This window comes from Brevibacillus laterosporus (assembly GCA_007833815.1).
GTDB classification, from domain to species: Bacteria; Bacillota; Bacilli; order Brevibacillales; family Brevibacillaceae; genus Brevibacillus_B; species Brevibacillus_B laterosporus_D.
Window position 1 is genome coordinate 4,027,012 of record CP033464.1, and the last position, 12,073, is coordinate 4,039,084.

The window sequence follows — 12,073 nt, forward strand, 5'->3', positions numbered from 1 at the left end:
GCTTGGTTGTGATCAGATGTATTTAAGTTTACGTAATGTTAATTATGTTAGTTTTTTGGAGCGTATTTTTTAGTGATTACTAGAATGGTTTTATCTTAACGGCATTTAGTGCAAAATCAAGTTTGGAAAATGGTCTTGAGAATTGAAATAAAAGAATCTGTATTACTCTCCTGTAATCGTTATTGGAAGTATAAAAAACGGATAATTTCATGGGTTGTCTACGGAATAAATGTTAATATTTTATTAAACAATTCCTTATGTTCAAGTTTCTTATTAGAAATAAGATTTAATAATTCTTCTAAGCTCATCTTTGGTTAGCCAAGGTCTCTGTTGTGCCTGCTTTTCATCCTTTTGTCAAATTTACATGATCTCTTTCATTCTCTAGAATTGACTATGTTCATATCAAATTCATCTAGGCAAGCCCAGTTTAGCTTAATAGTTTCTTCCACAGCTCATCATAGTCACCTTTTGTTCTCAGGTTCTTGAGTTCTTCATCAGTGATCGCTACGGGAATGTCTCTCTTTGAAGCTATCAATTGTACATGCTCTTTACAGTACGTTGATCTAACTATTACCTGAATTGCTTTACTTTCTCGATTAGGAATCGCACACTGGATGTAAGAGGCATCTTCATCACATTGAATACATGTTATGTTTGATGGGATTATTTGCGTTGGTTTCAATAGTTCAACGTTTACGTATGCTTTCTTATTCGGCATTTGATTCCTCCATGATTTCATTAGGATTTTGAATTTCTTTTCCTGTATTATCCTTCAAATAACTCTCACTATTCTTCGTTGTTCGCTTATTTTATTAGCTTATCAGTATGTGTATACAACATTTGGAATTTATATCATCTTATAGCACTACTGCTGATTTGTAAAATAGACTTCTACAAAAGTGCTACATATGTTCTCCACTCGTTCGTCTTTTTCCCTACTCATTATCAATGATACGGAGTGTTGCTCATGGTCCGTATCATTGATATTTGTCAAAACGCAACTTGGCTTAGTTACAGCATCAGATCATTAGAATCTCCCGGATTTCCTGCTCGGTTAGAGTGGACAAAGTTTCTTGACCTGGCTGGATCACTTCCTCAATGAGATTTTTCTTTTTCTGTTGAAGCTCGTACATCTTCTCTTCTACTGTTCCTTGGGTGACGAGGCGAATGACTTGTACTACGTTCTTTTGCCCGATGCGATGGGCACGATCGGCTGCTTGCTGTTCTACAGCTGGGTTCCACCACAGGTCATAAAGAATAACGGTGTCTGCTCCGGTCAGGTTCAGTCCGGTACCCCCGGCTTTTAATGAGAGTAGGAACAAGTCTCGCTCGCCTTCGTTAAACCTGCTACACAGCTCGACACGCTCAGAAGTAGGCGTATTCCCATCCAAATAAAAATACGGAACTCCCAGGTAACCTAGCTCCAGCCCAATCATTCCCAGCATCTGGGTAAATTGTGAGAATACCAGTACGCGCTTTCCCGAGCTTCGGCATTCCTGAACAATCTCTAGCAGTTGCTCGAACTTGGCTGAGCTTCCTGAATATTTTTCGACAAACAAAGCTGGATGGCAGCATAGCTGACGAAGTCGGGTTAGGCCAGCCAGAATTTTAATCCTGTTTTTCTGAAATCCGTCCTCGTCCAGATGTTTCAATGTCTCCTGTCGCAATTTTGCGAGATAAGCCACATACAACTTCTTCTGATCCGGTAAAAGCTTGGATGCTTGTAGCGATTCTATCTTTTCGGGTAGCTCCTTCAATACGTCTATTTTCAACCGACGTAGCAAAAAGGGACGAATCCTCTTGGCCACCATTTCTTGTGTTATATTATTGAACGCCTTCCTACTCTGAAACAGTGCTGGGAATACCGCGTCGAAGATAGACCATAATTCCTCCAGCTTGTTCTCCACAGGAGTCCCGGTAAGAGCAAACCGATATCGGGCTTCAATTTCCTTGACTGCCTTTGCTGTCTGCGTTGCGTGGTTCTTAAAGACTTGCGCCTCGTCTAGAATAAGAGTATAGAAAGCTGGAACAACATACATATCAATATCCCTACGCAACAGTGGGTAAGAAGTGATGATAACATCTACCTTAGATACATCCCGCACGATACTGCTTCTCTCCACTCTGCTACCGTCAGCGATGACCGTCCGAATTTCAGGTGCGAATTTTTTCAGCTCATTTCGCCAGTTATAAACCAAAGAAGCAGGGGAGACGATTAACGCTGGCATACCCTGTTTTCTGATTTCTGGTAACACGGAGACGATAAATGCGATACTTTGCAACGTCTTGCCAAGTCCCATATCATCTGCAAGAATACCGCCGAAATGGTAGTGGGCAAGCGTCTTCATCCATTGAAATCCATACACCTGGTAATCCCGAAGCACAGGTGCTAAGTGATCTGGTACTGTGAAGTCCAGGTTGTCAGGATTTCGCACATTTTCCAAGAGCCGTCTGAACGATTTACCCAATCTGACGTTTCTTCCCCTATCATGTGAATCCATCAAGTGGAGTCCGTGGACTATCGGGAGGCGAATTTCCGTTCCTTTCAGATCCTCTCTACGTACACCTATTTCGCTCATGAAGCTGGTAATTTCCTGAAACGCCTCACTCTCCAGCGGTACTAATGCTCCGTTAGGTAGTCGGTAGTATTTACGCTTTTCTTCAAGGGACTTTAGCAAATTACGGATTTCTGAATCAGGAATCCCAGCCATATCAAAATTAAACTCCAGCCACTGCATTCGGTCATCTACATTCACCGTTACCTTAGGAGGAGTATGTCCGGTGTGAAGTCTTACTTTTACGGCGGTGGTTGCATATACTTTTAATAGCTTTTCTAATTGCGGAACGACGTGGTACAAAAATTCGTATTCCGCCTCTTCGTCATCCATAAAATACCCAGCTTCCGTCATGACAAAGGAACTTTGCTCCATAAGTTCTAAGATTCGTCGCTCCTGATCTCCATCCCTCATGAGAATAGGGTCAGTGTCTCGCTTATGGCCAACGCCTTCCAACGGATTTATGACAATATCACCGTATTGAAACTCAAGACCTGCAAGTAGTCGATCCCTTACACGGTCCAAATACAGCCTCGCCCTTAATGGTGTTTGTACAATTCGCTCGGAAACAGATTGAGCCATATGCACACTTCCCAGTTTTATTAGACCGGGTATAACCTTTTCCATAAAGGGTTCCATTTGCTCCGTTGGAATCTGGACTTGATTCTTGTGTGAGGTTTCTAGCATTTTCTTTAGCTCTATCAGACGTTTGCAGTGTTCTTGTTGTAGCTTTAAAAGTTTTCCTTCTGAAAGAACAACCTCATATGATTCCATAACTGTAATCTTCTCCAAGCCTTGGATGTCCAATTGATATCCTTCAGATTGCGCTTGGTCGAACTCAAAGTGTAGCGGTAGTGGTTCATCGGATATATGGACGCCATTGAATGTACGATCCCCCTGCTCATGCTTAACTACTGGTGCCTTGGTAAGCAAGGATAGAAGTGGTTCCCATGTGAAGGGAGGAATCAGGAGCATCCGATCACCGCTCTTACTGTTGGCATAAACGGAATTATTCCAAGTATCGCGATACATCTTTTCATTATGGTAGATTTGGATTAGTTGCCGGAGTACTTCATCATTTTCTTTTTGAAAGCTGTGAAGCTCTGGATCATAAGCAAAGTGTTTGGAGAATACAAATCCTTCTCCCCGATCGATTCGGTCGAGAAATTCTCTTATATTTTTAACAATATATAGTCGCTTTGATCCTACTTTAAGCTCAATTCCAAACATGTACTTTCCATAACCGTAATGGAAGGGGCTACAATTGAACTCCACATCAAGTACTTCCCTTGTTTCGAATAAAGCTCGGGTACTGCTTGGACGCAACGGTTTGTGGCCGAATACCTTCAACATGCTATTTGTCAGTTGAATGTCTCCATCTGAAAAACCGTCTCTCCCTGATACCACGTCGTTAGACTGCACCTTGGAATCAGCTGAACGAATGGAATGCTTGTCGTCCTGTTTCCTATCTCGTATGCCCAGCAAAACAGCCGCAATATGCTGACAAAATTTGTCGTATGAAGAAAGCGTGGGGCATGTACACTTCGCATTCACATTCCCTCTTCGATCTAATGTAACGGTAATCTGATAGCTACTATTGCCTTTTACCGTTGCTTCATAGCTATGATTATCGGGTTCATAATTCTTAAAAGTCACTTTTCCAGCTCGGTAATATACCTCACCTCTATCGTAAGATATCTGGCCGCACAAGGTTTTAATGATCCTTCGAGTCAGCAGAAAGCTCATAGTGTTAATCCTTCCTTTTGCATGGAAATTTGATATTCCGAGATTTACTATCTTCTTATGATAGCAGAATCAAGCAAAAATAAGAAAAGGTTCGGCGCTAGAGGGTAAAAATACAGGTATGTAATCTTTCCCTCGTAGTCTACGGGGTTATAACCTTTTGCTTCCTTGGCACAATCCTCACTTATTGAGAAACAAGTGTCACTAGTTACAGTTATTCAAGCCAAAAAATCTGCCCCCCCATCAATACTTTGTTGGGATTGCGATATAATGGTGGGATTGTCAGACTTAAGAGAGAACAGGTTTTGTCCAAATGTAATTCAAACAGTATAATATAGGTAATTCATCCATGAGAGGTAGGTGCCTATCTTTTGTCTACAGCAGGAGTTTTAGAACGCATCCAAATTAATTTTCACCTGCTATCTTCCAAAGAAAAAGAAATCGCAGAATACATCCGTAAGCATAAAGACCTGATTCTAAATATTAATATTAAGGAATTGGCTCAAAAAGTGGAAACATCCACTTCAACCATTACCCGTTTCTGCAAGAAGATCGGCTGTAATAATTTTGTGGAGTTTAAAATTATGCTAAGTCGCGATGTTGCTCCTGTCGAAACGAGTGAAAATACGTTTGCGCAAGTAGGAAATACCTACTTACAGATCATCCAATCTACTATTGAAATGATTGACCCTACTATCATCAAGCAGATTGTTCAATTGATTATGAATTCGCGCGTTATCCATATCTATGGTATCGGCAGTTCAGGATTAACCGCCTTGGAGATGAAAAACAGATTAGTTCGGTTCGGTTTAATTGTGGATGCTATTATTGATCCACATATGATGCTTATGGATGCTGCGCTGTTAACCAACAACGATTTGGTCATTTGCTTATCAAACACGGGTATGACCCGTGAAGTCATTGATGCAGCAAGAGAGGCTAAGTCACATGAGGCGACCGTCGTCAGCATCACGAATTATAATCATACGCCCCTCACTGATACTTCCGATGTGGTCCTGTTCACATCGAACTTGCGAAGAAGTGATGAGCTACAGTTAGTGCAAAGCCAACTTGCCTTCTATTTCATCATAGATGTCATTTCCATGTTGTTAGCTGAGGATACTCTTTTATTGGCTAAAAGAAGAGAAACCCTGCGAGTACTCTATCAGCACAAGCAAGGATAATTTGTGCAAAAAAGAAGGCTACGCCAAACAATCGGCAAAGCCTTCTTTCTGATATCCCTTCTCTTTCACACTTTCCGCTTGAAAGAATCGATGAGAAGAAACATATCTCTTTACTTCGAGATTTGATCGACAAAACGTTTAGTAATTTGTTGCGGTCGAGTTATCGCTCCTCCTACAACAACGGCATACACTCCTAATTCCAAGCAGCGCTTTGCCATATCAGGAGTCAAAATATTTCCCTCCGCAATCATTGGAACAGAAATATGTGTAAGCATGTCCTTTAGAATGGCAAAATCGTTATCGTACAGCTTTTGACCTTTACTCTGAGGAGTGTAACCAATGAGCGTGGTAGAAATAAAATCGAAGCCAAGCTCCTCCGCTTTTTTCGCTTCTGCCAAGGTGGCAATGTCCGCCATTAGCAATTGGTGAGGATATTTCACCTTTATTTCCTGAACAAATTGTTCCAGTGTTTTACCTGTAGGGCGAATTCGATCAGTCGCATCCAGCGCAATAATCTCGCAACCTGTCTCTACCAGCTCATCGATTTCTTTCATGGTGGTGGTAATATAGATTTCCGAATCTTCGTAATCGCGTTTCACGATTCCCATGATGGGTAGATTGACCTGCTTTTTAATTTCTGCAATATCTTCTTTCGTATTGGCGCGAATGCCAACAGCTCCACCATCTTTAGCTGCCCGTGCCATTCTGCCCATGATAAAGGAGCTGTGCAAAGGTTCATCCGACAATGCTTGACATGATACCACCAAGCCACGTTTGATTTGTGCTTTTATTGCTTCGTTTGTCATTTCATTCACGGTACCTACACTCCTAATGTCTCTTCAATTTCATTCTTGATGATAGTTACGTGCGGTCCATAAATTACTTGAACTCCATTTCCTTTCATAATGACACCTTTTGCTCCCGTTTTCTTAAGATCTTCTTCTGAAACTTTTTGTCCGTCAAAAACAGTCATGCGTAAGCGAGTAGCGCAACAGTCCACATCTTTAATATTTTGGCTGCCACCTAAGGCTTCAATTATAATAGCTGCACGATTCGTTTGTGTTACATCTATTCCATTCTCGTATGATGTCTGATCATCTTCACGTCCAGGAGTTTTAATATTCCACTTCATAATCGCGAAACGGAATGTGAAGTAATACAGGAAGAACCAAAAAGCCCCAATCATCGGCACATAAATCCAGTTGGTTTTCGCAGTACCTTGTAGAATACCAAACAAGACAAAGTCAATAAATCCACCTGAGAAGGTTTGACCAATGGTAATTTGGAAAATATGAGCCACCATAAACGCTAAACCGTCAAAAAATGCATGTACAACATACAGAACAGGAGCAATAAATAGGAACGAAAATTCAATGGGTTCCGTAATCCCTGTCAAAAAGCATGTTAGACCTGCTGAAAGCAAAAGACCGGCTACTTTTTTGCGATTTTCCGGCTTCACACATTGATATATGGCGAGTACTGCACCTAACAATCCAAACATCATTGTTATAAAACGACCGGACATAAAACGTGCTGTTCCGATATAAAATTGTGTTGTGTTTGGATCAGCCAATTGTGCAAAGAAAATTTTCTGTGTTCCTTCTACCAAAGTTCCATTAACGACTAACGAACCACCAAGGCCCGTCGTCCAGAACGGCATATAGAAAATATGATGTAATCCAAAAGGCCCCAATAGACGAAGAATAAATCCGTATAAGAACGTTCCAATATACCCTGTTGATTCAACCAAGCCACCTAGCTTAAAGATCCCTGCCTGAATTGGTGGCCATATAAGAAACATAGCTACCCCCAAGAGAATGGAAGCAAAAGAAGTGATAATGGGAATAAAGCGTGAGCCGCCAAAGAATCCTAAAAATTGAGGTAGCTCTACCTTGTTGTAACGGTTATGCAACAGAGATGTTAAGACACCGACGACAGCACCGCCGAAAACCCCAGTTTCTAATGTTTGAATTCCCAGCGTCATTCCCTGACCAACGGCTGCCAAATTATCTGTTGCCAGCTTACTTGTAATTATGAGCATCGCGTTGATCGTAGCATTCATGACCAAGTAGCCCAGTACAGCTGCGAGACCAGCAGTTCCTTTATCGGAACGTGCCAGACCTACTGCGATCCCAACCGCAAAGATAATAGCTAGGTTAGCAAACACAATGGAACCTGCTGAGCTCATAATGGTGAAAATGGCTTGTAACCACGGCACATCTAAAAATGGATACGCTACCAAGGTATTGGGATTAGACAAAGCCCCCCCGATACCAAGTAATAAACCCGCCGCAGGAAGAACAGCGATGGGCAACATGAATGATTTCCCAAAGCGTTGTGCTTGTTCAAAGAATACGCTCATTTTCTTCTCCCCAATTCTATTATGAAAATTATTTTCGTTTTTATTTTAAATTACGGTATTCATTTTCGTCAAGGTGTTTTTGTAATCGCTCTCATGATTTTCAATCCTAAAAATAAAACCAGTGCACTCCTGTAGATACAGAAATACACTGATTTTTCTTTTATATTTTATACAAACCTATCTCAAAAGGGGTTAGTCTATAATTTCGGTGAGGCTTTATCTAGCAATTCATTTAAATGATCAATATTGTATTTTCCTTTGGTTTGTAACCATTTCCGTAACGGGAACCCCTACTTTTAACACATCAATGCCATATCGCGGCTTAGAAAACTCTTGAATGGATGCTTTCACTTTAGCAGGTTTGATTTTGGCGAACTCTAAGCTTTTAGTGTCTTCCAAGTTTTGATCATAAACAATTGGTTCCACAAACAGGGGATATCTACCGCTATACATTCTGCACCAATTCGTTCTAGAAATGCATGTTTCTTTTCGTTAATTTCAGGGCATCCATTCTACTTCTACACCTTTTTCCTTTACTATCTCGTCTAAAGGACCTTTTCCTAAAAAACAAAATGGACATATAAAATCAGAATAAGCTTTAATTTTTATAGTCATGTTTACATTACCTCATCTTTCTTTTTATCGTTCGTTCATCACCTAGTTGTAACCATATCATTTACAACTAGGTGCAAAAAAATGTGCATGCTCTACTATAGAGAATGGCACATCAATACTTATAAGCTTACTGTAAGAAACACGCAACAGCATGTAACAATTTCCCACTCAACCGTAGATTACGATCCTCGCTGCCTCTTTTTTCTGCGCAAAAAAAGAGCCTTCTTAGACTTTTTGGGAAGGCTCTCTGCTCGCTCCTTAACAAAAATGACTTGTTAGACGCCTCTCCTCATTGCAATCCAGCATCCTGCTCACCCAATGTTGCGTAGCGTACACGTAGCTCTCTTTTTAAAATTTTCCCACTAGGATTACGTGGTAATTGCTCGGCTAGCACAACGAACTTAGGTGCTTTAAAAGAGGAAAGTTTATTTTTGCAAAATTGCAATATTTCTTCTTCTAGCAAGTCTTCTCCTGCCTTTGGTACCACAATAGCTGTAACCGCTTCAATCCAATACGGATGCGGAACACCGATTACTGCTACTTCAGACACTTTAGGATGCTGGTAAATCCATTCTTCTATTTCCCTACTAGCTACATTCTCTCCCCCTGTTTTAATCATATCCTTCTTGCGATCTACCACCGTTACATACCCTTCTTCATCCATCACACCAAGATCACCACTATGAAACCAGCCCCCTTGAAAAGCACTTCTGGTCTTCTCCTCATCCTTATAATAGCCAAGCATGGCGTGGCTGGTCCGATGCACAATTTCACCGATACTGCCCACAGGCACTTCATTCCCGATCTCATCGACAATCTTTGTTTCTACTTGTAGGGCAGGCTTTCCTGCCGAGCCTGTTTTACGTAGTTGGTCATGTGGCTTTAAAACAGTTGCTAGCGGTGCTACTTCCGTTTGCCCATAAAAATTATATAACCGACTTTGAGGTAAGCGCTTACTAAGTTCTTTAACAATTTCCACGGGCATTATGGCAGCTCCGTAATAGCACTTTTGTAAGGTAGACAAATTTCGTATTTCAAAATCCTCAGATCGCAATAAAGCAATCCAGACAGTAGGTGGACAAAAAAGCTGCGTTGCTCTGTACTGTTCTACCGTCTCTAATATCAGAGCAGGCGTAGTTTGTTCCAAAATAATTCCACTACCCCCTAGAAATAAATAGGGACCTAAAAAACAATGAAGTTGGGCACAATGGAACAACGGCAATGCATGGATCGAGATATCCTGCTCCGTCATATCACCATCTATGATTGTACTCACGTATTCTGCTAACAAATTTTTATGAGTGAGCATGACCCCTTTGGGTTTAGACTCTGTACCGCTTGTATACATAATTTGAACGACATCATCATCTTCCACGTCCACATCAGGTTCCTCTGTTGACCGATGAGCAAGCATTGTACGTAGTGGCATCCATTCCCCTATAGGATCGGCTAGGCGAGAAATAATAGAGAGAAGTCGTGGATTACATTCAGCCGACTTAATAGCCTTGTTGGCGACAGACAGGAATTCCGGTGAAACGAAGCAAGCATTCACTTCTGCATGCCCCATAATATATGCGATATCGTCTTCATTCAGCATGTAGTTAATCGGGACCATAATAACCCCCGCTTTTGCTAAGGCAAACGTCACGATTGCAAAATCAAGTGAGTTACGGGAGAGAACGGCGGCCCGATCTCCTTTTTGCAAACCTTGAGAGTAAATGTATTGAGCCGTTTGGTTGATCAATGAATCCAGTTGTTGGTAGGTAACCTCCTCGGTTTCAAAGCGAAGTGCCATTTTATTCGGAAAACGGCGACTGCTTCTCCGTACAATGTCCCCTAGTGTATTGCGGCGAGTTCGTTGAATTTCTCTCATTTCCATACCTCCCCACTGTTTCTCCTTATTATATATGGGTTTGTTTTATTTCCAGAATGTTTTGTCATAAAAAAACATTCTTTTTTTCCATGAAACGCATAACCAACACAGAGACTGCTCAGACATGTGAACAGTCTCCTTTATCTGTCATTTCTATCCTTTTCTTTCTATTAAACGTCTATTTAGTTCGTCCTTCTGTTCTTCTAAGAGCAGCTGGTTGGCCATTGGGAAAAGAACCATCTCTTCTTTCATAAAATGATCTGATAAAACTACGTACGCCTTTGCTACCTGGTCAGCGATAATAATAGCTGTATTTTTATTGATGGTCAAACCTACCGTGCTCATTTTTTCTTTGAACCGCGCAAAGTGGTTTTTAGCTTCCTTGTGTTCCTCTTCCATGACGGCAATAGGTCCGTTTTCTCCACCCGTTAGCGTATACATCATGGGGAAAAAAATAGCTTCTTCTTGCTTAGAATGTTCTTCTAGCAATACCAAAAAGCTGTCTACTTTCTCTTCTAATGATCGCAAGCTTTCGACATAGCTTCTCTCGTCCCCTGTTTTCCCCATTGTAATGGCTTGTTCATAAAACTCTTCCATTAATTCACGGAGCGGCTCATGCTCGTTCTTTAATTGCGCAAAAGCGGGGGATAAATCTTTATGCATGGCTCTTTCCTCCTTTTTTTATATGCTTCTAGTATACTTGTTTTTACTAGAAATGGTGTACACGGTGTATATGTTGTAACGTTTTTACCAAAATAAAAAAGGCATCTCCTTTGCAGCTTTGATAGAGATGCCTATCGTTTTTCTTTCGTTTATGGATACCTACCCCTATTTAGTCTCAACGCCTTACTCTCTCCTGCCTAGTGCCCCAATTCCTGCTCAGCTAGTTCATGATGAAAACGTAAAAAGTGTAAATAAACACGAACAGCTTCCTCAAATCGCTCCATACGACTCTGCAATTGTTGCTGCTCACCAAGACCATTGAATCGGCACTCGTTAACATGCATCACCCATCTGTCAAAATCCCCATTTCCAAACCAAATGCGTTGATGAAAAAATTGCCTCATAATATACAAAAAGGATTCTTGTGAATAATGGTCTTCAAACTTTTCTACCTGGTGATCCCATTCTTGTTGGAACTCCTCATGAAAAATGCTTAGAAACCACTTCATCGTACCTTCCACTAATAGTCCAATATTGGTCCAAGCTAGTAATAAATCCCCAGGTTCTGTGCTCTGCATATCAATCCAACGACGGAGACTTTTCGATAAACTAATTTGACACAATAAGGTATCCACCGTTACTAAATGAGCAACAGACAACTTTTCTGATCGGGGAGGAATGCTCCAGCTTGCATGAATGCTAGTGTGGCGTTCGATCACTTCATCTACAACTTGTTCAATTGGCATATGTTCAACTTGTTCCCATGACACCATAACAATTTCTCCCCTCACTCTGTTATAATACAGTTATTCTACTCGTTTTTTCATATTTTGTATAGCGCAACTGTTGCTCTGTTATTCTTGAACTAAGCCATTTAAATTTACTTTAATTTCAGGTTCAGCAGCAATCTGTGAGGCTGCAAGTGCATTCCCCCAATCATTCTCCACCCTTTTCCAATCCTTATATACCGCAGTGGGAGGTTTGTAAACCTGGGTGTCACTGGGTAATTGAATGGGATTATATCGGAGGTCCTGTTAGATGCAGTTGCTAGAGTAAAACCAAGAAATTCGGAACAGAA

The 12,073-nt window shown here is 41.1% G+C and carries 8 protein-coding genes and 2 pseudogenes; 1 reads left to right on the top strand and 9 read right to left on the bottom strand.

Features of this window, described 5'->3' with window-relative positions:
* Positions 1–427: 427 nt before the first annotated feature.
* Together EEL30_19655 and EEL30_19660 are read right to left on the bottom strand one after the other, a co-directional pair.
* On the bottom strand, positions 428–739 hold the full coding sequence (locus EEL30_19655) for a hypothetical protein (GenBank protein QDX94301.1): 312 nt from the start codon (positions 737–739) through the stop codon (positions 428–430).
* A gap of 280 nt (positions 740–1,019) precedes the next feature.
* The gene (locus EEL30_19660; GenBank protein ID QDX94302.1) at positions 1,020–4,301 is read right to left on the bottom strand and encodes a helicase SNF; all 3,282 of its coding nucleotides are present in this window, start codon (positions 4,299–4,301) and stop codon (positions 1,020–1,022) included.
* Between the two features lie 368 nt (positions 4,302–4,669).
* On the opposite strand from EEL30_19660, the gene EEL30_19665 reads away from it, so the two are divergent.
* Positions 4,670–5,482 (top strand): MurR/RpiR family transcriptional regulator, encoded by an 813-nt coding sequence (locus EEL30_19665; protein ID QDX94303.1) that lies wholly within the window; start codon positions 4,670–4,672, stop codon positions 5,480–5,482.
* 110 nt (positions 5,483–5,592) lie between these two features.
* Here the strand turns inward: EEL30_19665 and EEL30_19670 are convergent, their stop codons facing one another.
* The 7 genes and pseudogenes from EEL30_19670 to EEL30_19700 form a co-directional block, all read right to left on the bottom strand.
* Positions 5,593–6,297 (bottom strand): N-acetylmannosamine-6-phosphate 2-epimerase, encoded by a 705-nt coding sequence (locus EEL30_19670; GenBank protein ID QDX94304.1) that lies wholly within the window; start codon positions 6,295–6,297, stop codon positions 5,593–5,595.
* 5 nt (positions 6,298–6,302) lie between these two features.
* Entirely contained in the window at positions 6,303–7,844 is a 1,542-nt protein-coding gene (locus EEL30_19675; protein QDX94305.1) for a PTS glucose transporter subunit IIB, read from the bottom strand.
* A 279-nt stretch (positions 7,845–8,123) separates the two neighbouring features.
* Positions 8,124–8,344, bottom strand: a pseudogene (locus EEL30_19680) (tagatose 1,6-diphosphate aldolase).
* 1 nt (position 8,345) lies between these two features.
* Positions 8,346–8,459, bottom strand: a pseudogene (locus EEL30_19685) (hypothetical protein).
* A 289-nt stretch (positions 8,460–8,748) separates the two neighbouring features.
* Entirely contained in the window at positions 8,749–10,332 is a 1,584-nt protein-coding gene (locus EEL30_19690; GenBank protein ID QDX94306.1) for a long-chain-fatty-acid--CoA ligase, read from the bottom strand.
* 153 nt (positions 10,333–10,485) lie between these two features.
* Entirely contained in the window at positions 10,486–10,995 is a 510-nt protein-coding gene (locus EEL30_19695; GenBank protein ID QDX94307.1) for a hemerythrin, read from the bottom strand.
* Between the two features lie 197 nt (positions 10,996–11,192).
* On the bottom strand, positions 11,193–11,768 hold the full coding sequence (locus EEL30_19700; GenBank protein ID QDX94308.1) for a hypothetical protein: 576 nt from the start codon (positions 11,766–11,768) through the stop codon (positions 11,193–11,195).
* Positions 11,769–12,073 lie beyond the last annotated feature (305 nt).